The 20556-nt window shown below is 67.1% G+C and carries 17 protein-coding genes; 10 read left to right on the plus strand and 7 right to left on the minus strand.

Translation table 11 applies throughout. The features are described from left to right. The first annotated feature begins 155 nt into the window (after window positions 1-155). From OZ671_RS24590 to radC, 6 genes are all read left to right on the plus strand, one after another. A complete protein-coding gene (locus OZ671_RS24590; RefSeq protein WP_268863163.1) occupies window positions 156-995 on the plus strand; it encodes a transketolase in 840 nt (279 codons plus the stop codon). After that, window positions 992-2026 carry a transketolase family protein gene (locus tag OZ671_RS24595; protein ID WP_268863164.1) on the plus strand — a complete coding sequence of 345 codons (1035 nt, stop codon included), beginning with the start codon at window positions 992-994 and terminating at the stop codon, window positions 2024-2026. Before OZ671_RS24590 ends, OZ671_RS24595 begins: the two co-directional genes overlap by 4 nt. Then, the gene (locus OZ671_RS24600) at window positions 2017-2934 is read left to right on the plus strand and encodes an NAD(P)-dependent oxidoreductase (protein ID WP_268863186.1); all 918 of its coding nucleotides are present in this window, start codon (window positions 2017-2019) and stop codon (window positions 2932-2934) included. Before OZ671_RS24595 ends, OZ671_RS24600 begins: the two co-directional genes overlap by 10 nt. A gap of 35 nt (window positions 2935-2969) precedes the next feature. Continuing rightward, window positions 2970-3992 carry a TRAP transporter substrate-binding protein gene (locus OZ671_RS24605; protein WP_268863165.1) on the plus strand — a complete coding sequence of 341 codons (1023 nt, stop codon included), beginning with the start codon at window positions 2970-2972 and terminating at the stop codon, window positions 3990-3992. A 136-nt stretch (window positions 3993-4128) separates the two neighbouring features. Further along, a complete protein-coding gene (locus OZ671_RS24610; protein WP_268863166.1) occupies window positions 4129-6015 on the plus strand; it encodes a TRAP transporter large permease in 1887 nt (628 codons plus the stop codon). A 266-nt stretch (window positions 6016-6281) separates the two neighbouring features. Then, entirely contained in the window at window positions 6282-6995 is a 714-nt protein-coding gene (gene radC, locus OZ671_RS24615; RefSeq protein ID WP_268863167.1) for a RadC family protein, read from the plus strand. 76 nt (window positions 6996-7071) lie between these two features. Here radC and OZ671_RS24620 read toward each other — a convergent pair whose 3' ends face one another. After that, window positions 7072-8781 carry an MFS transporter gene (locus OZ671_RS24620; RefSeq protein ID WP_268863168.1) on the minus strand — a complete coding sequence of 570 codons (1710 nt, stop codon included), beginning with the start codon at window positions 8779-8781 and terminating at the stop codon, window positions 7072-7074. Window positions 8782-9067: 286 nt separating this feature from the next. On the opposite strand from OZ671_RS24620, the gene OZ671_RS24625 reads away from it, so the two are divergent. After that, window positions 9068-9835 carry an SDR family NAD(P)-dependent oxidoreductase gene (locus OZ671_RS24625; protein WP_268863169.1) on the plus strand — a complete coding sequence of 256 codons (768 nt, stop codon included), beginning with the start codon at window positions 9068-9070 and terminating at the stop codon, window positions 9833-9835. Window positions 9836-9864: 29 nt separating this feature from the next. On the opposite strand, the gene OZ671_RS24630 is transcribed toward OZ671_RS24625, so the two are convergent. Next, on the minus strand, window positions 9865-11076 hold the full coding sequence (locus OZ671_RS24630) for an MFS transporter (RefSeq protein ID WP_268863170.1): 1212 nt from the start codon (window positions 11074-11076) through the stop codon (window positions 9865-9867). Window positions 11077-11176: 100 nt separating this feature from the next. Here OZ671_RS24630 and OZ671_RS24635 point away from each other — a divergent pair, with 100 nt between their 5' ends. Further along, window positions 11177-12091, plus strand: coding sequence for a LysR family transcriptional regulator (locus OZ671_RS24635; protein ID WP_268863171.1), 915 nt, complete (start codon window positions 11177-11179; stop codon window positions 12089-12091). An 18-nt stretch (window positions 12092-12109) separates the two neighbouring features. On the opposite strand, the gene OZ671_RS24640 is transcribed toward OZ671_RS24635, so the two are convergent. The 5 genes from OZ671_RS24640 to OZ671_RS24660 form a co-directional block, all read right to left on the minus strand. Then, a complete protein-coding gene (locus OZ671_RS24640) occupies window positions 12110-13084 on the minus strand; it encodes a SphA family protein (RefSeq protein ID WP_268863172.1) in 975 nt (324 codons plus the stop codon). 156 nt (window positions 13085-13240) lie between these two features. Then, complete coding sequence (locus tag OZ671_RS24645) at window positions 13241-14155, minus strand: hypothetical protein (RefSeq protein WP_268863173.1); 915 nt, start codon at window positions 14153-14155, stop codon at window positions 13241-13243. A gap of 220 nt (window positions 14156-14375) precedes the next feature. Further along, the gene (gene oxlT, locus OZ671_RS24650) at window positions 14376-15686 is read right to left on the minus strand and encodes an oxalate/formate MFS antiporter (protein WP_268863174.1); all 1311 of its coding nucleotides are present in this window, start codon (window positions 15684-15686) and stop codon (window positions 14376-14378) included. Between the two features lie 395 nt (window positions 15687-16081). Beyond that, window positions 16082-16294 carry a hypothetical protein gene (locus OZ671_RS24655; protein ID WP_268863175.1) on the minus strand — a complete coding sequence of 71 codons (213 nt, stop codon included), beginning with the start codon at window positions 16292-16294 and terminating at the stop codon, window positions 16082-16084. Window positions 16295-17007: 713 nt separating this feature from the next. Next, window positions 17008-17145: a hypothetical protein gene (locus OZ671_RS24660; RefSeq protein ID WP_268863176.1), complete on the minus strand. Its 138-nt coding sequence runs from the start codon at window positions 17143-17145 to the stop codon at window positions 17008-17010. 1025 nt (window positions 17146-18170) lie between these two features. Here OZ671_RS24660 and oxlT (OZ671_RS24665) point away from each other — a divergent pair. Both oxlT (OZ671_RS24665) and OZ671_RS24670 read left to right on the plus strand, forming a co-directional pair. Beyond that, window positions 18171-19487: an oxalate/formate MFS antiporter gene (gene oxlT, locus OZ671_RS24665; protein ID WP_268863177.1), complete on the plus strand. Its 1317-nt coding sequence runs from the start codon at window positions 18171-18173 to the stop codon at window positions 19485-19487. A gap of 377 nt (window positions 19488-19864) precedes the next feature. After that, complete coding sequence (locus OZ671_RS24670) at window positions 19865-20542, plus strand: GntR family transcriptional regulator (RefSeq protein WP_268863178.1); 678 nt, start codon at window positions 19865-19867, stop codon at window positions 20540-20542. Window positions 20543-20556 lie beyond the last annotated feature (14 nt).

Raw genomic sequence — 20556 nt, forward strand, 5'->3', positions numbered from 1 at the left:
CCAAGACGCCGGCCAACAGCGGCCGGTTCCGGCGGCGCCGCAGACCACGTGCGGTCCCACCGGCGGCATAGGCTGCCTCCGGCCCGACCGTGTGCCGGGGCGGCCAGCCGGTCGCAGCGCGATCCGCATCCGATCTGAGCAAGGGAGACTGAGACATGACCGACATCGGTCACAATGTGACCTTGGCCGAGCGGGCGCGGCGCATCCGGCGCCATGCCCTGCGCATGGGCGAGGTCCAGGGCCAGGGCTACATCGCGCAGGCGCTCGGTGTCGCCGACATCCTCGCGGTGTCGTATTTCCACGCCACCAGCTACCGGCCCGAAGACCCCGAATGGGAGGGGCGCGACCGCTTCCTGCTCTCGATCGGTCACTATGCCATCGCGCTCTACGCGGCGCTGATCGAGGCAAAGATCCTGCCCGAGGACGAGCTCGAGACCTACGGCGGCGACGACAGCCGCCTGCCAATGTCCGGCATGGCCGCCTATACGCCCGGGATGGAGATCACCGGCGGCTCGCTCGGCCACGGGCTCGGCATCGCGGTTGGGATGTGCCTCGCGCTGAAGCGCAAGAGCTCGCAAGCCTTCGTCTACACTCTCTTCTCGGACGGCGAACTCGACGAAGGCTCGACCTGGGAAGCGGCAATGTCGGCCGGCTCCCACAAGCTCGACAACCTGATCGGCATTGTCGACGTCAACCAGATGCAGGCGGACGGGCCTTCGACGGGCGTCATGAATTTCGAGCCGCTGGTGCCGAAATTCGAGGCCTTCGGCTGGTTCGCGCAGCGCGTCGACGGCAACGACATCGACGCCCTGGTCCGCGCTTTCGACGCGGCGCGGAATCACCGGGCCGCGCAGCCCCGGATCATCATCTGCGACACCAGGATGGCGAAGGGCGTCCCCTTCCTCGAGGCCCGCGAACGGAACCACTTCCTGCGCGTGGAGCCGGACGAGTGGGCCGAGGCCATCACCATCATCGACGCGGGAGTGGCACAATGAGGCGCTCGAAATATATCCGGCCGGCTCATCTTGGCGCCGGCGGCAGCGACAAGCCGCGGCTGACGACCTCGGCCATGATCGCGTCCATCGCCGGGGCCGGCCAGAAGACGAAGCCGGCGCCCTTCGGCCACGCGCTGGCGAAACTCGCGGAGACGAACAACCGCATCGTCGGGCTCTCGGCGGATCTCGCCAAATATACCGACCTGCACATCTTCCGCGATGCCCATCCGGATCGGTTCTACCAGATGGGCATGGCCGAGCAGCTGCTCATGATGGCCGCGGCCGGCATGGCGCGCGAGGGCTTCCAGGCCTGGGCGACGACCTATGCCGTCTTCGCCTCGCGCCGCGCCTACGATTTCATCTGCCTCGCGATCGCCGAGGAGATGCTGGACGTGAAGATCGTCTGCGCGCTGCCCGGGCTGACCACCGGCTACGGCCCGAGCCACCAGGCGACCGAGGACATCGCGATGTTCCGGGGCATGCCCAACCTGACCATCATCGATCCCTGCGACGCGCATGAGATCGAGCAGGCGGTGCCGGCCATGTCGGCGCACAAGGGGCCGGTCTACATGCGGCTTCTGCGCGGCAACGTGCCGTGCGTGCTCGACGACTACGGCTACAGGTTCGAGCTCGGCAAGGCAAAGCTCATCCGCGACGGGCGCGACACGCTGATCATCGCCTCCGGCCTGATGACCATGCGGGCGCTGGAGGCGGCCGAGGCACTCAGAAAGGACGGCGTCGAAGCCGCCGTGCTGCATGTCCCGACCATCAAGCCGCTGGATGAGGCGACGATCCTGGCCGAATGCGGCAAGGGCGGGCGGCTCGTCGTGGTCGCCGAGAACCACACGGTGATCGGCGGCCTGGGCGAAGCCGTGGCCGCCACGCTGATGCGCTCCAACGTCCGGCCGGCCGCCTTCCGCCAGATCGGCCTTCCCGACCAATTCCTCGAAGCCGGGGCGCTTCCGACGCTGCACGACCAGTACGGCCTCTCCACCGCGGCCGTGACGAGAGCGATCAAGGGCTGGCTCTAGGCGCCGCTGCCCGACCGGGACGAACTGCAATGAAAAACATCGCCTTCGTCGGGCTCGGCGCCATGGGGCGGCCGATGGCCCGAAACCTTGTCAAAGCCGGCCTGACGGTCCGGGGGTTCGATCTGAACCCGGCCGGCCTCGCCGACCTCGAGGCCGCAGGCGGCACGCCCTGCGGCTCCGTTCAGGACGCCTTCCGCGGCGCCGATGCCATCGTTCTGATGGTCGTCAACGCCCAGCAGGCCGAGGCCGTTCTCTTCGACGAAAACGCCATCGCGGCTGCGCCGCCGGAGGCGATCGTCTGCCTGATGGCGACCTGTCCGCCGAAACGGGTCCAGACGATCGCCGAGCGGGTCGCCCGGACCGGCAGGCGCTTCGTCGATTCCCCCGTCTCCGGCGGCGTCGTCGGAGCGATGGTGGGTTCGCTCACCGTCATGGCCGCGGCTCCGGCCGAAACCTTTGCGGCCGTGCGGCCGGTCCTCGAGGCCATGGGCAGCCGGACCCTGCAGGTCGGCGACAGGCCGGGGCAGGGCGCGACCGTCAAGACGGTCAACCAGCTGCTGTGCGGCGTGCATATCGCCGCCGCGGCCGAGGCGCTCGCCCTCGCCGAGCGCGTCGGCGTCGACACGAGGACGATGCTCGACATCCTGACCGGCACCGCGGCCGGCAGCTGGATGCTGAGGGATCGCGGCCCGCGCATGCTCGAGCCCGAGCCGGAGGTGACGAGCGCCGTCGACATCTTCGTCAAGGATCTCGACATCGTGCTCGAAGCGGGCCGCGAGACCAAGGCCGCGCTGCCCCTGGCCGCGCTTGCGCACCAGCTCTTCACCTCGACGTCGGGCCGCGGCGACGGGGCTGCCGACGACAGCCAGGTGATCCGCGCCTACCGCGCCCTCAACGGCACCGCCTGAGCCCTTTCCGGCGCAACACACTCAAGGAGGACATCGTGACAAGGATCCGCTTCGCTCCGACCCGCCGCAGCCTCGTGGCCGGCGCCGCCGCCGTCCCGCTCGTGACGATCCTGAAATGGCCGGCCGGCGCCGCGGAGTTCGAGCTCAAATATGCGACGGGCCAGGATCCGACCCATCCGGTCAACATCCGGGCCCAGGAGGCGCTGAACCGGATCCGCGAGGCCACGGCAGGCCGGGTCGAGATCAAGCTGTTCCCCGCGAACCAGCTCGGCTCCGACACCGATCTTCTGACTCAGGTCCGCAACGGCTCGGTCGATTTCTTCAATCTCTCGTCCCTGATCCTGGCGACCTTCGTGCCGCTGTCCGGGATCACCAGCCTCGGCTTCGCCTTCAAGAACTACGAGCAGGTCTGGGCAGCGATGGACGGCGAGCTCGGCGCGCATATCCGCGAGCAGATCGCCAAGACGCCGATCTTCACCGTCTCGCGCATCTGGGACAACGGCTTCCGGCACATCACCTCCTCGACCCGCGAGATCAAGGGTCCGGCGGACCTCAACGGCTTCAAGCTGCGCGTGCCGCCGGCGCCCGCCCTGACCTCGCTCTTCAAGGCGCTCGACGCCGCGCCTTCCCCGATCAACTTCAACGAACTCTATTCCTCGCTCCAGACCAAGGTCGTCGAGGGCCAGGAGAACCCGCTCGCCATCATCGCGACGACGCGGCTCTACGAGGTCCAGAAGACCTGCAGCCTCACCGGCCATGTCTGGGACGGCTATTGGGTGCTCGGCAACAAGCGGGCCTTCGCCAGGCTGCCCGGCGATCTCCAGGCCGTCATCACCCGCGAGCTCGACCGGTCCGCGCTCGACCAGCGTGCCGACATCGCCAGCCTCAGCGACAGCCTGAAGAGCGATCTGCAGGGCAAGGGCATCGCCTTCGTCGACGTTCAGCAGGACGCGTTCCGCAGGGCGCTCGCCGGCACCAGCTTCTACGCGGGGTGGAAGCAGAAATACGGCGCCCAGGCCTGGGACCTGCTCGAGAAGGTGTCCGGCAAGCTCGGCTGAGCCGCCGCTCCGGCCGATCGTCTGGGCGCGGCCGCCCCGCCCAGCAACCAGCATGTCCGAACCGTACCGCGAAAGGACGACAACCGGCCGGGCCGCTCCGGCCGGAAAGCAAAAACCGACAGGAGAGGAAATCCGGATGGCAAACGATCCGACAGCAGCCGGCGCCGCCCATGGTGCCGGTTCATTGCGTATTCCGCATCCAGGCTGGCCGGCGAAGCTCGACCGTAGCGTCGGCCTGCTCGTGGAGATACCGGCTGCGTTGCTCGTCCTCGCCGAGGTCGTCGTCCTGTTCATGGGCGTCGTCTGGCGCTACGTCCTGCACGAGCCGCTGATCTGGTCGGACGAACTCGCCTCGATCCTGTTCCTGTGGCTTGCCATGCTGGGGTCGGTGGTGGCGCTGCGGCGCGGCGAGCACATGCGCATGACCGCCGTCGTCGGCAAGCTGTCGCCCGGGATGCGCGGCGTCCTCGACCTCGTCGCCATCGCGGCGGCGGTCGCCTTCCTGGCGCTCGTCCTCCACCCGGCCATCGAATTTGCCGCCGACGAGGTCTACGTCACGACGCCCGCCCTCGAGATCGCCAATTCCTGGCGGGCAGCCGCCCTGCCGGTCGGAATCGGACTGATGCTGCTCGTCGCTCTCGTCCAGCTCTGCCGCGTCGGAGACCTGCGCGACGCCGGGCTCGCCGTCGGCATGACGGGCGTGGTCATCGCGCTGACGGCGTTGATCGGCCCCTCTCTCGGCGGGCTCGGCAACTGGAACCTGCTCGTCTTCTTCGTCGGCGGCGTCGGTGCGATGGTGCTGCTCGGGGTGCCGATCGCGTTCGCGTTCGGCCTCGCCACCTTCGCCTACCTCGCGCTCACCACGTCGACCCCGACGGTCGTGATCATCGGCCGGATGGACGAAGGCATGAGCCATCTGATCCTGCTCGCGGTGCCGCTGTTCGTCTTCCTCGGCCTGCTCATCGAGATGACGGGCATGGCGCGCGCCATGGTCGGTTTCCTCGCAAGCCTGCTCGGCCATGTTCGCGGCGGCCTCTCCTACGTGCTGATCGGCGCCATGTATCTCGTCTCGGGCATTTCGGGCTCGAAGGCGGCCGACATGGCGGCGGTCGCCCCCGTGCTCTTTCCCGAGATGAAGCAGCGGGGCGCCAAGCCCGGCGACCTCGTCGCCCTGCTGTCGGCGACCGGCGCTCAGACCGAGACGATCCCGCCTTCGCTGGTGCTCATCACGATCGGTTCGGTGACTGGTGTCTCGATCGCGGCGCTCTTCACCGGCGGCCTCCTGCCCGGTCTCGTGCTTGGCCTGACGCTCGCGGCGCTCGTCTGGTGGCGCTACCGTAACGAGGACCTCTCCGCGGTCCGCCGTGCGTCGGGCGCGGAGATCGGCAAGGCCTTCCTGATCGCGCTTCCAGCCATCGCCTTGCCCTTCATCATCCGGGCTGCGGTCATCGAGGGCGTCGCGACCGCGACCGAGGTCTCGACCATCGGCATCGCCTATGCCGCGATCGCAGGTCTCCTGGTCTATCGCCAGTTCGACTGGAAGCGGCTCTATCCGATGCTGCTCGACACGGCCTCGCTCTCCGGCGCGATCCTGCTGATCATCGGGGCCGCCACCGGCATGGCCTGGGCGCTGACGCAGTCCGGCTTCTCCACCGCCCTGGCCGAGATCATGAAGAGCCTGCCCGGCGGCGTGCCGACATTCCTCGCCGTCTCGATCATTGCCTTCATCGTGCTCGGCTCGGTTCTGGAGGGCATCCCGGCGATCGTGCTCTTCGGCCCTCTGCTGTTCCCGATCGCCCGGCAGGTCGGCGTCCACGAGGTGCACTATGCGATGGTCGTCATCCTGGCGATGGGCGTCGGCCTCTTCGCGCCGCCCTTCGGTGTCGGCTACTACGCGGCCTGCGCGATCAGCCGCATCCACCCCGACGAGGGCATGCGGCCGATCGTCGGCTACATGATCGCGCTCCTGGTCGGCCTCGTCATCGTGGCGGCCGTGCCGTGGATCTCGATCGGTTTCCTCTGAGAGCCGCAGTCGCAACATGCCTCCCGCCCTGTCGGTTGGGCGGGGGAATCGCGATGGCGCAGAGGCGCCTGCTGTGCGGCGGAAACGATGCATCGCGATCGTCACGGACGCTGCGGACCGTCGCTATTTCGTGGCAACGGCGCCGGGGCCTGACGCCTCCCGATCTTGCTCGAAAGCGCGACGGGCGCGCCGCCTCATCCGTATTCCACCGGAACCTGCATGCGCGGCGATGTCGATTAGCGTCGGTTTCGGAGAGCCGCGCGCCGATGACCGACAAGACCGTTTCGGGCCTGACCGAAGCCGCCGAGCCGCCGCATTATCACGGCCACCGCGAAAGGCTGCGCCAGCGCTTCCGGGAGGCGGGGGCGGAGGCGCTCGCCGACTACGAACTCATCGAACTCGTGCTGTTCCGCGCCATTCCCCGGCGCGACGTCAAGCCGCTGGCCAAGGATCTGCTGAAACGTTTCGGCTCCTTCGCCGAGGTGGTTGCGGCGCCGGCGGCCCGGCTCGCCGAGGTCGAGGGCATGACGCCCGCGGCGATCGTCGAGGTGAAGGTGGTCCAGGCGGCCGCGGTGCGCTTCGGGCGCGGCCGCATCGCGCGCCGGCCGGTGCTGTCGTCCTGGTCCGCCGTGCTCGATTATTGCCGCACGGCCATGGCCTTCGCCGAACGCGAGCAGTTCCGCGTCCTCTATCTCGACAAGAAGAATGCGCTGATTGCCGACGAGCTGCAGGGCGAGGGCACGGTCGACCACACGCCGGTCTATCCGCGCGAGGTGGTGAAGCGGGCGCTGGAACTCTCCTCCACCGCCCTCGTGCTCGTGCACAACCATCCGTCCGGCGATCCCACGCCGTCGCGCGCCGATATCGAGATGACGAAAGCGATCGCGGACATCGCGCGCCCGCTCGGCGTCGCCGTGCACGACCACATCATCGTCGGCCGCGACGGCCATGTCAGCTTCAAGGGTCTCAAGCTGATCTGACGCGGTCGGAATCCAGCTGGTCGTGCGCGCTGCAGCCAGAGGCTGCCGCGCGACCGAGCCGGTCCAGCGCCGCCGCTCAGGGCGAGGCCTGCGCCTGGCGGGTCGCGCGCAGCACCTCGGGCGGCAGCACGCCGGTCTGGCGCTCGACCATGCGGTGCACGACCGGCGGCTCGGGCCCGATATGCAGATCCCTGACCCGGTCGCCGATCTCGGCGTCGGCCTGGGTGACGCGCTGGGCCTGGCGGACATATTCGACCCAGGTCGGGCTGTCGTAGCGCTCGATCCAGAGCTCGGCATCGGTCAGGTCGCGCAGCAGCGCCCAGTGGCGCGCGCCGTCGCGGCGGCGGATGCGCCGGCGCTCCTCCATCGCCTTGAGGAACTCGACCACGTCCTCCTGCCGGATGCGCCATTCGATGGTGACGAAGACCGGGCCGCTGCGCGGCTCGATATCGACCGCGACCTCGGGCTCCCGCCACCGGCTGAGCGGATCGAGATTGAGCGCCTCGAGCGGCGGCAGCCGATAGCGCAGCCCGGCGGCGGCGCCGCAGACGAGGGCGACCGCCGCTGCCCACAGGCCGCCGGCCGGGCCGGAATGGAGCGTGACCCAGCCCCAGGCCCAGCTGCCCGCGGCCATGCCGCCGAAGGCCGCCATCTGGTAGAGCGCAAGCGCGCGCCCCACCACCCAGCGCGGCGCCGACAGCTGCACCGTCGAATTGAAGGTCGAGAGCGCCAGCACCCAGCAGGCACCGCCGACGCCAAGAGCCGGCATGGTGAGCCATAGAGTCGGGCTCAGCCCTACCACCAGGGCCGCGGCCGCATAGGCCAGGAAGGTCAGGCGCACGAGGGTCTCGGTGCTGAAGCGGCGGCGCAGCCTGGCGCTGACGAACGCTCCGGCAACCGCGCCAGCGCCGAAGGCTCCCAGCAGGATGCCGAATGTCAGCGGGCCGCCGCGCACGAGGTCGCGCGCGACCAGCGGCATCAGGGCGAGGCCGACAATGCCGCCGAAGCCGAAGAGGAAGGCACGCAGCAGGACGGCGCGGATATTGGGCGACATCGCGACATAGCGGAGACCCGCGCTCATCGCGAGCCAGAACGTCTCGCGCGGCAGCACGCGCTCGACATGCGGGGGCTGCCAGCGCGCGAGCACGGCAAGCAGGCCGATATAGCTGAAGGCATTGACGACGAAGGCAGCGACCGCGCCGAAGGCGGCGACGATGGCGCCGCCGATCGCCGGGCCGACGCTGCGGGCGATGTTGAAGGCGACGCTGTTCAGCGTCACCGCCGCCGGCAGCTCGGGCCGCGGCACCATGTCGCCGACCGAGGACTGCCAGGCCGGGTTGTTGAGCGCGTTGCCGCAGCCGATCAGGAAGGTGAAACCGAGCAGCAGCCAAGGCGAGAGCAGTCCGAACCAGGCGAAGACCGCCAGCATGGTCGAAACGACGAGCATGAAGCCCTGCGCCGTCAGCAGGATGCGGCGGCGGTCGTAATTGTCCGCGATCGCGCCGGCGGCCAGCGAGAACATCATCACCGGCAGCGTGGTCGAGGCCTGGACCAGCGCGACCATGTGCGGCGAATCGGAGAGCGAGGTCATCAGCCAGGCGGCGCCGACCATCTGGACGAGACCGCCGAAGTTCGAGGCAAGGCTGGCGATCCAGACCGCACGGAAGATCGGCTGGCGCAATGGCGCAAAGGCGGAATAGCGGCCGTCGTGAGGTTTCAGGCCCGCGGCGGCAAGGTCGGCTTCGGCGGTCTCGGCCGTGGTCTGTGTGGCAGGCTCGTGCGGCATATGACAGTTAGAGCATGCCGGCGGCCAATGGGAAGCCGCGCCTTGCGGCCTTCAACGCCGTCTTTTGATCCGCCTGCCGCTGATCGCTCCCCTTCGGAAGGGGAAGGCCGGGCTCGCCAACGGCTTCGCAGTTCAAGGCGGGCGGTGCGGGCAGGGCCCGGCAGCGATCCTCCCCGGGGGCAACACCGAAGATCACATCATCGTTGGCGCGACGGCCATGCCAGCTTCGAGGCTCTCAAGCTGATATGAGATCCGGCCTGACCCGCAACGCGTGGAGGGATTTGCCATGGCCCGCATCTTCGTCACCGGCAGCACGGAAGGCCTTGGTCGCGCGGCCGCGCAGACCCTTCTGCGCGAGGGCCATGAGGTCGTGCTGCATGCCCGCTCGGCTGCGCGTGCCGCGGCGCTCGCCGAACTCGCGCCGCGAGCGCTCGGCACCGTCGTCGGCGATCTTGCCAGCGCCGCCGAGACCCGCACCATCGCCGACCAGGTCAATGCCTTGGGCCGGATGGACGCCGTCATCCACAATGCCGGCCTCTATGCGACACCCGACCGGCAGCCGACCCCGGAAGGCCATGCCGGCATTGTCGCGGTCAACACGTTGGCGCCGTTCATGCTGACCGCGCTGATCGAGCGGCCCGGACGCCTCGTTTATCTCAGCAGCGGCATGCACCGGGGCGGCTCGCGGGCGCTCCACGATATCGACTGGCGGGAGCGGCGCTGGGATGCGACGCGCGCCTATTCGGACAGCAAGCTCCATGTCGCCACACTCGCCTTCGCGGTCGCCCGGCACTGGCCCGATGTGCTCAGCAACGCCGTCGATCCGGGCTGGGTGCCGACGCGCATGGGCGGGCCGGGCGCGCCCGATGATCTGGAAAAGGGCCACCTCACGCAGACCTGGCTCGCCGTGAGCGAGGATCCCGCCGCCAAGGTCAGCGGGCGCTATTGGCACCATCGCCGGCAGCAGGCTCCTGCGCCTGACGTATCCGATGCCGATTTTCAGGACGCGCTGGTGGAGCGGCTCACGCAGCTGACAGGCGTCTCACTCTTCTGAGCGCCCCGCAGCCGTCTCGCGGTTTCGCCTCAGGCCTCGGCGATGGCCGTGCCGCGCATCGCGCGCGCCACGGCGATGGTGAGGACGGCAAGGAGCGGCACGATGACGGCCGGAGCAGACCAGCCATAGGTTTCGATCGCCGCGCCGATGGCGATGGGGGCGAGAACCTGGCCGAGGCCGTTGCCCTGGGTGACGAGGCCGACCGCGATCGCGACGAGCGCGGCGGACGGCACGACCTTCGGCGTCGACGAGAGGATCGTCGCCGGGATCATGCCGCCGATGCCGGCGAACAGGACGCAGAGCGCGAAGGCCGCGGCTCCCGGCAGGGAGAAGGCGAAGATGCCGACGGCCGCAAGCCCCATCACCGTGCTGGCGATGCCGATGAGCGCCGGCCGGCTCGCGCCGCGGCCGAGCAGATGGCCGGCCCCGAGATTGCCGCCGACATTGGCGATCGACGCAACCGCGCTGAGGACGCCGGCAAGGCCGACGCCGGCGCCCATACGGTTCATCAGCAGAATCGGCAGAAAACTGAAGACCGCGAAAAACATCGCGCTGTAGAGCATCATCGCGCTTGCCAGCAGCACGGCGGCGCGCGACGTCACGATGAGCCTGGTGTCCGCCAGCAGGTTGCCGGACCGCGCATCGTCTCGCCCGCTGCCGGCTGGAATGAGAGCGAGCCCGCATGCGAGCGCGAGCAGCGTCGCAAGGGCGCTGGCCAGCCACATCTGCTGCCACGACGCGAAGAGCGGGCCGGAGAGCAGGGCGAGCGCCATGCCGGTCGGCATGAAGCAGCTCCAGAGGGCGAAGACGAAATTCTGGCGCGGCGCGGGCACGATCTGCCTGAGGATGGCGGGCGCCGCGACGGTGGTCATGAGAAAGCCAAGGCCTTCGAGGACGCGCGAGAACAGCAGGACCTGGTAGCTCGGCGCCTGGCTGCCGAGCCCGGCGCCGGCGAGTGTCGCGACCAGGCCGGCAAGCAGGATGCGCCGGTCGCCCCACCGGGCGGACAGCGCGCCCGCGGCAATGCCGCCGACGAGCCCCAGAATGGCGAAGACCGAGATGACCCATCCGACCATGGCAAGGTCGATCCGGAAGGCCGATTGGAGCAGCGGCGCGGCGATCGCGCCCTTGCCGACCTGCAGCGCGGAGACGAGGCCGGCGCCGACCGTCGCGAGCACCGCCCCCCAGGGCACGGCCGAATGCTCGACCGTCGGTGTTTCGGTGCTCAGGATGGCGGCCATGCTGCAGGGTCCCCGATGCCGGCGAGGCGATTCTTTTCGGGCTTTTTATTGATCTATGGCAGTGATAAAATATCCATCAGACTGTTCAAAATAATCGATCATGCTCGATGCGCTGACCCTCGACCAGATGCGCGCTCTGGTGGCGATTGCCGATACCGGCAGCTTTCGCATGGCGGCGCAACGGCTGTCGCGGGTGCAGTCGGCGGTGAGCCATGCCATCGCCAATCTGGAAGCCGAGCTCGGCGTCGTCCTGTTCGACCGCTCCGGGCACAGGCCCGTCCTCACGCCGGAAGGCAAGGCCCTGCTCGCCAATGCCCGGGACATTCTGCTGCGCGTGGACGCCATGCGGGCGCGGGCGAGGGGGCTCGGCCATGGTGTGGAGCTGGAACTCTCGGTCACCGTCGATACGCTGTTTCCGATGGGCCAGATCGGCGCGGCCTTGACCGCGCTGCGGCAGACCTATCCATCCGTCGCCCTGCGCGTGGCGGTCGAGCCGATGGGCGGCCCGCCGGCCGCGCTGCTCGAAGACCGGAGCCTGCTCGCCGTCATGGTCGGCGAGGATTTCCGCCATCCCCGCATCGCGCTCGAAGCCATCACGGCGGTGACGCAGGTGGCGGTCGCAGCGGCCGGCCACCCGCTCGCCCGGCGATCGGCCGAGGCGCCGGTCGAGATCGCCGAGCTCGCCGACCACCTGCAGATCGTGCTGTCCGATCCGACGCCCCTGTCGGAAGGCCGCGAGTTCAACGTGCTGTCGCCGCGCACCTGCCGGGTCAACACGCAGGACACCAAATATCGGCTCATTGCCGCCGGTCTCGGCTGGGGGCGGCTGCCCTCCTGGCTGATCCGGGACGATATCGCCGCGGGACGGCTCGTCCGGATCGCCACCACGTCGCTCGGCCGCGATGCGCAATATCCGCAGGAGGTCTATCTCGCGCATCGCCTGGACAAGCCGCTCGGTCCGGCGGCGCGGGCATTCCGCGAGCACCTGAAGGCGATCATCGCGCGCGGCGAATGAGGCCGGCGCCACGGGCTCTCAGAAGCCCCGGGCGACGCGCAGGCTGAGCCGCCAGCCCTCGGGCCGATCCCGCGCCAGCGTTTCCCAATAGGCCGCCGCGACCAGCGCGGTCCGGCCCGCCTGCCATTTGACCACGGGCCCGATGCCCAGCACCTGCTCGCGGCCGCCGACGCGGACTGCGTCGATGCGGTCGTCGCTGATCTGGCGCAGATAGTAGCCGGAGAGACCGATGCGCAGATTGTCGCCGAACGCCCGCGAGACGGAGGCATTGAGGTGGACGGCCTGGCCGGCCTGGATCCGCCGTGCCTTCAGCGCGGCGGGCGGATCGGCATTGGCGCTGGACCAGAGGTAGTGCAGGCGGCCGCTCACCTCCCAGTCGTCGGAGACCTCGTAGGTGAAGGCATAGTGCGGGTTGAGCACCCAGGCATTGGTGCCGATATTGAGCGGCGCGAGATTGTCATAGGCGCCGGTCGGCAGGGTGACGTTCAGATTGAGCCTCTGCCAGAAGGGCCGCCCCAACAGCATGGTCTTCGGCCATTGCAACATGAGCGGGCTGACGAAGATGTCTCCGATCGCGGTATCGTTTCGCGCCATGCCGCCGCCCTGCCGGAGCGCCGCATGGGCGACGGGGATGATGATCTCCGCGCCCCAATAGGCGCCGAAGAGCCTGTGCTCGGAGACGTAGATGAGCTGCGTGAGAACCGAGGCGGCGGTCAGCCCGGCCGGCCGGCCGGCCAGGCCGCCGCGGGCATCGCGAAAGCGTGCCGCGCGGTTGAAGCCGATGGTCTCCTGCATGGCGAAGCCGGGGCCGGCGATCGCGTCCTGGATGCTGCTGTCGCCAAGATTCATCGGCGGCAGGGAGACCTGCGCCACCGCAAGGCCCGGCGCCACGAGCGAAGCGGCGAGGGCGAGCAGCGCGCGGCCGGCGATGCCGCCCCGCAGGCCGGCGGCCGCCCCGCCGGTCGAGGCATTGTCCCTCTCGTGTCCTGGCATCGCGCTCCTCCGGCTCGCCCGAGCCGCCAGCAATGCGCGGACCCGTGTGCCGGGGGAACTGCGATAATTCTCATCGGATCGATCGGCCGAACCGATCAGACCTGTCCGCCGGCCGGCCGGGCCCGCGGGCCCGGGATCGCGATGCGGCGCGTCGGATCAGTTGACCGGCGACGAGGTCGGCTTGGGATAGGTATGGGTGACCTCCACCGCGGAGACGCGGTCGTCGAAGCCGAATTCGCTGAGATTGTAGAGGCCCGTGGAGCCGAAATATCTGCCGGCGCCCTCAGCGAAGCGCGGATCGCCGAAGTCGTGCGCGTGAAGTTTCACCGTGAGGGTGCCCGGCCGCTTGCGCGGGACATAGACGCTGCTGACCGTATCGTTGGCGACGCCGATTTGGGCGGTGCCGAAACGATAGACGTCCTGCACCATGCGCTTGAGCTGGCCCGGCCGGCCGGGAGTGCCGGTGAATGACAGGAACTCCCGGCGCGAAAAGCGGTTTTCGCCGGTGAGCTTGAGCGCCGCCTTGCGGCCGAGGCCGAGCCAATGCTCGAACACCATGACCTCGTCGCCCCAGGGGTAGGGATAGTTCGCGTCGTCGATGATCCGAGGCGGGCCGGGCTCGACGATCTCGTCCGTGTCGACATAGTCCAGCCAGTTGATCCTGAACGACGCCTCGACATTGAGATCGGTGTTGCGTGGATCGGCCGCGATGATCCGCCAGGTCGAAACCGGCGGGTCCTTGTCCATGTCGATGAAGAACTCGCCCTTGGCCCGGTCGTCCGGGTCGAGCCATTGCGGCCCGTCGCGCTCGATCGCGACCAGGCGCACCTCGAAACGATTGCCGACCACAAGCGGATAGATCGTCGGCCTGGTTTCGAGCCGGCCCGTGCGCGTGTCCCTGAAGGCTCCCGGCAGGGGAACGAGGTCGCTCGGGCCGCGGTCGAACAGGCTGTAGGCGAGGCGTCCCTCGAACCACAGATACCATTCCAGCTCATGATCGTGGTCGCGGCTCTCGGAATAGTCGTTCGGCTTCCATTCGGTCAATTGGACGTGAAGGCGCTTGGCCAGCATGGCGTTTTTCCTCGGTCTGGCGGCTTTCGGAATGCAGCCCCACCTCTTCGCTGCTGCGCGCCCACGATAGGCGGCACGCCCGCATGCGTTAGCCGGCATATGCCGGGTGGCGGCGCAATTTCTTCCGGAAGCCGCGGCGGCCGATGGCTGCGCCCGCGGACAAGAAGAAGGCCGCGACCCCTCGGGGTCGCGGCCTCCCATGTCGATCAGCGAGGGAGGTTCAGGCGGCCTTGGCGGCCGTCGCCTCGGGGATCTGGGCGCGGGCGACGACGCCGGCGCGCCAGGGCTTCAGCACCGCGATGGCGAGAACCGAAGCCAGGATGTTGGCGCCGGCGGCGATCAGGAACACGCCGTCCCAACTGCCGTGCGACTGCTGCAGGTAGTTCGCGAAGGGCACGAGCAGCGCCGCCGTGCCCTTGGCGGTGTAGAGAAGGCCCGCATTGGTCGCCGCGAACTTGGCGCCGAACGTGTCGGTGCAGGTCGAGGGGAACAGCGAGTAGATCTCACCCCAGGCGAAGAACACGAAGCCGGAGAGCAGCACGAACCAGACGGGGTCATGACCCCAGAGGTAGAGCATGTAGATGCCGATGCCTTCCATCGCGAAGGCGATGAACATGGTGTTCTCGCGGCCGATATTGTCCGAAACCCAGCCGAAGAACGGGCGCGTCAGGCCGTTCAGCACGCGGTCGATGGTGGCCGCGAAGGTGACCACCGTCATGGTCACGCCCATCAGCGTCACCGGCACGTTGTCGATCTTGAAGTCGGCGGCGATCGGCTTGAGGTTGGCGGTGATCATCAGGCCGCCGGCGCCGACGATGACGAACATGAAATACATCAGCCAGAAGATCGGCTGGCGCAGCACTTCCGTCGGTTTGTAGTTGCGACGGGTCTGGATGATGTTGGCATTGGCCACCACCGCCGGGACCTGGCCGGCCAACGGCGCCGCCAGGAAGAAGGCCATGATCACGATGATGATGCCCTGGCCGATGCCGAAATTGATGAAGGCCGCCTGGAAGCCCGAATTCTGGATCATCGCCTGGATCGGCGCGACCGTCAGCGCCGAGCCCGCGCCGAAGCCGGCGGCGGTGATGCCGGCGGCAAGGCCGCGCTTGTCCGGAAACCATTTCAGGGCGTTGCCGACGCAGGTGCCGTAGACGGCGCCGGCGCCGATGCCCGCGATCACCTGGCCGAGATAGAAGCCGCTGAGCGTATCGGCATAGCCGTTGATGACCCAGCCGACGGCGCACAGGACGCCGCCGAAGATGATGACGACACGCGGTCCGTACTTGTCGACGAACCAGCCTTCGATCGGCACGAGCCAGGTTTCGAAGAGCACGAACAGGGTAAAGGCCCACTGGATCGCAGCGCGATCCCAGCCGAACTTCTTCTGGATGTCCGGGACGAAGAACGTCCAGCCATATTGCAGGTTGGCGATCATCACCATGCAGATGACGCCAATGACGAGCTGCGTCCAACGATAGCGATCGCTGACGCGCGGAGCTGACGCTCCTCCTTGCGCAGTATCAGTCATTTCCTACCCCTGATTTTAGTTTGTCAATGCGACCTACTGTCACTCACTTGTGGGTAGTCTGGTATATGTTATGCCAGTACGCAAGGAGAAAGAGCGCTGAAAAATGTGGCCGGGCCGTGATCGGGCCAAACAAAAGGAGAGGGCGCGAGCCCCAATGCGGTTCACTGCAGGGGTTTGACGGTACGCGTTTTCGTATCGGTGAGGTGGCCTTTTGACGAGACGGGCGGCTTGCCCGCCCCTGGTTTCGAGGGAGCAGGAGATCGGCGAGCCGATTGCGCAGGCGGATCAGGCGCGCGGAAAGTTGCCTCGGCGCCTCCATCGCCATCCATCCCCACGCGTGGCGCAGATAGGGGAGCGCGGCAGTGAAGCCGTGCTGGCCTCGCAGGCGTTCTCGGTCATTTCGAGCCGACCAGAGGACAGCAAGGCCGCCAGATCTCCTGATGGACGGTTTCCGCTGTGCCGGAGCGCAAGGTCGGTTCGCGGCCGGGCATGTCCCGCTTGATCTGGCGATAGTTCGTTTCGATGCGCCGGCGCTTCTCAAATTGCTGCCGGATCTCGCGGGCCGGATAGGCCATGGCAGCGATCAGCGCGGCCAGGAGAATGCGCATCTTGCCGTGACGGCTGGAGGTCTCGATCGCCCGCGCCCCTGGGAGGCGGGCAAGGTGGATCGGCCCGGGCGCGCCTGCGGGGAGACCTTCATCCGAACCAGAGAGCGGTCGGCAGCTGGATCAGGGCGCCCGCAGATCAGAGATGGCTCGGCTGGGATCGGCCAATGACGCCGTCGGCCCTCGCGTCGAGGCTGCGGGAGCGGCCTGGTCACAGCGGCAAGCGGGTCCTCGGGCAGAGCATCGCGTTCTGGCCATGGACCCCGAACGCTGCGTCCCAAACCAGATGGTTCGCCACGACCGTCAAGGTCAGAAGCCGAGCCTGCCGATAGCTCGCCACCACGCCATCGGGGCAAGCCTCGGCGCCGAACCGGGGACGGTTCGCCACACTGGCGCGGGTGCGCTGCGTGCGGCCCTCCACGGCATGGCGGGCAAGACCCGTGTCAATCTCGCCTGCCTGATTGCGTTCGCCCCGGCAACGGGCGCTCATCGCGAACAGCCGTGGGAGGAGCGCCCGGCCAGGAGCCTGACGCGCCTGGGTCAGCTAACGACCAGTGTTCCCGGCCATCGCAAAAACCAAGCAGTGGTGGGAAACTGGTCCCGCCCTGCCGGACAAGTCCCGCTTTCGCGCACAGTTCACCTGAAGTGAACCGTACCGGGGCGGGCGCTCTCTGCCGCCGATATGAAAAGCCTGGTCGTAGGACTGACTGCGCGGTTCAGAGGCCGAACGGGCCGACTGCGCCGCGACGGGCATTGATCTCGCCGACGTGGTCGAGGAAAGCGGCGATCGGGGCCCAGAGGCGCTCGGCAAGGCCCTGGCGGCGGCGATACTGAGTGAGAAGCTGGGTGGTCATGTCCGTCTCCGGTTCGTCTGATGAGCGCTATCTGGCATGCCAGACGCCAGTGCGGCAGAGCCTGTGCTGCAATGCAGCTAAGATGATATTGCATTGCAAAAAAGCGTGCGCCTGCGGAGACACGGCCGTCGAAACTCTAGCGCCGAGATTGCCGGGGCGGGCGGAGCCGGAATATGTCCTGCGCCTTGGGCCGCGCGACCGTCGGCGAAATCGTGATGATAGAGCGTCGGCGTGACATTGTCCGGCGCCATCGCCGGCACGCCGCTGGTCGCATCGTTGGGCAGACCGTCGCGACCGGCCGCTCCACCTGTCCTCCGCCGCACCCGGCAGGTCGTATTGTTGCTGCTGAGAGAATAGGCGGCTCTCGTCCGGCGGACAACTGGCGCTCAATTAGAATAGCCTGGACTAAATCCTGCTACAATTTTCGATATATACGATATATAAGCTTTGATATGTTCCCGTTAATGCTCTAAATAATGAAAATTATTACACAAATTACATTCACGCAGCAAGCTGCGGCGATCTGACGCGGGATGTATACGAATCAATCATAAATCTTCCACGTCGAAGTATAGGGCCGGGCTTTTTGGAAAACGCCTCCAATATCTCGCGCTGCAATATCGAGAGCCTGCAGGCATACTTTCTGCTTAGATTTAACAGCTTGTGACCAAGCATCTCCTGAAAAGCAAGTCTGTCTCATAGTTAAAACGAAATTGTATCGTCACTTTATTGCGGCATGCGAAACTCAGTTCTGATGAATTGAGCAGATTCACGGTCATGCGCAAGTCTTCCCATAGCCGTTGGCCGGAATAATCGATGCATGAAGCCGGAGTTTCTTCTTTACGATCCCCGTTTGGCATGCCAGATTTAGGCATGCCAGATATGTGCCTGCCTCAGGACTACAGCCCGAGGCAGGTGTCGCGGGGGATCTAGCGCCTCCTCTCCCGCCGACCGTCACATCGAGACCAATGGCTAGGGGCCGTAAAGACAGCGCCGCCTAAGCGGCCGGATTAGGAGGAAATGAAATGAGCCTAACCGCTGTACCAACGAAACAATCTGTCTCGGAAAAGACGCGCTGGACCCAAATTATCGTCGGCGTCATCTGCATGGTTGCTGCCGCGAATATTCAGTATGCCTGGACTCTGTTCGTTCCGGAAATTCGGCAAACCTTTGGCTGGGATCGCGCCTCGATCCAAGTCGCCTTCACAATCTTCGTCCTGGTTCAAACCTGGCTCACCCCGATCGAGGGCTATTTCATCGACAAGTACGGTCCGCGCTTCATGGTCGCGATCGGCGCGGTCGGTATCGGGCTTGCCTGGGTCATCAATTCGCAGTCGACGTCGCTATGGGGCTTCTATCTCGGCGCAGCGGTGGGCGGCATCGGCGTCGGCTGCATCTATGCGACCTGCATCAACAACGCCTTGAAGTGGTTCCCGGATCGCCGCGGTCTCGCCGTCGGCCTGACCGCCGGCGGCTACGGCGCCGGCTCGGCGGCGACGATCCTGCCCATTGCCGCGATGATCGAATCGAGCGGCTTCCAATCGGCCTTCCTGTTCTTCGGCATTCTGCAGGGCACGATCGCATTTATCGCCGCGTGGTTCCTGCGCGCGCCGGAAAAGTCGGAAGTCAAGGTGTCCGACAAGGTGTTCCAGACACGGCGCGACTACACGCTGACCGAGGCCATGAACACCAAGCTGTTCTGGCTGATGTTCTTCATGTTCATCTGCGTGGTCACCGGCGGCATGATGGCCGTCGCGCAGCTGGGCGTCATCGCGCAGGATCTCGGCGTCAAGAATTACAACGTCAATCTGTATTTCTTCACCATGGCGGCGCTGCCGCTCGCCCTGATGCTGGACCGCATCATGAACGGCATCTCCCGTCCCCTGTTCGGCTGGATCTCCGACAATATCGGGCGTGAGAAGACGATGCTCGTCGCCTTCACCATCGAAGGCCTGGGCATCATCGCGCTCGGCTACTTCGGCCATAACCCCTATGCCTTCCTGATCCTGTCGGGCGTCGTGTTCCTGGCCTGGGGCGAGGTCTATTCACTGTTCTCCGCGCTTGCCGGTGACGCTTTCGGGACCAAACATATCGGCAAGATCTATGGCGTGCTCTACTGCGCCAAGGGTATCGGCGCGCTGTTCGTCCCTGTCGGCAACCTTCTGATGGAGGCGACAGGCACCTGGGCGAGTGTGCTCTATACCGTCGCCGCCATGGACCTGTTGGCCGCCTTCCTGGCGATCGTGGCCCTGCGTCCGGTGCTCGCCGCCCACGTCCAGCGTTCCACCATCGCGCCGCCGGCATCGCCGCAGCCGGCGGCAGGCGTTCTCACCAGCGCTTGATCTTTCTCCCCCGCAAACTCCGGCGGCCGGCCCCTTGGGACTGGCCGCCTTTTTCATCCCGGCCGATGAGGCGTCCCGGCATCGCGGCCGCCGAGACGGCCGAGCCTCGCCGCCGCCACCGCAAGGGCGATGGCAGGCGCTTTCGCCACGCCCGCCATCCTCAAGACGGCGTGCGGCAACGGGCACCGGCGGCGATCGGGCCGGTGGAACGAACTGTCCGCTGCGATGCCATTGACAGGTCGCTCTCTGGCATGCCAGATGTCTGGCATACTTCGCACCAACCCAATCGCCGACTGCGAGGCACCGTGAAGGCACCAGCCAATCGAGCCCAGAATCAGGCGAACCCGGGCGCATCCGCGCGGGGCGGCGCGCCTCTGGTGATCGAGGCGCTCAAGCCTGAACAGACGTTCAAGCATCGGGTCTATGTCGACCTGAAGCGGGCAATCACGGAAATGGATCTCTACGGCGACAAGGAGACGATCTGGCTCGACGAACGCCAGCTCTCCGAACGACTCGGGGTCAGCCGCACGCCGGTGCGCGAGGCGCTGACCATGCTGGAGAACGAAGGCTTCGTCAGGCCGATCCCCCGCCGCGGCATCATCGTGGTCAAGAAGACGCTGCGCGAGATCGTCGAGATGATCGAAGTCTGGGCGGCCCTCGAGGGCATGGCCGCACGCCGTGCCGCCACGATCGCGCCCCGTACCGAAGTTGCGGGCCTCAGGGCGATCTTCGCCGATTTCGACGCCAGCCATCAGCCGGCCGACCATCTCGAAGCCTATTCGGCCGCCAACCTGGTCTTCCACCAGACGATCATCCAGCTCGGCGGCTCGCGGCTCATCGAAGACCTTACGGCCAATCTCCTGCTGCATGTGCGCGGCATCCGCCGGATCACCATCGGCCGGGCCGAGCGTATCGGCGGCTCGATCCGCGATCACATGGCGATCATCGCCGCCATCGAGAGCGGCGATCCGGACGCGGCCGAGCGCCTGTCGCGCGAACATACGCTCGGGCTCGCCGCCTATGTCGAAAAGCACGGAGGCGAGTTCTTCGCCTGACCGGGACGCACCCG

The organism is Phreatobacter sp. AB_2022a, from assembly GCF_026847585.1.
GTDB lineage: Bacteria > Pseudomonadota > Alphaproteobacteria > Rhizobiales > Phreatobacteraceae > Phreatobacter.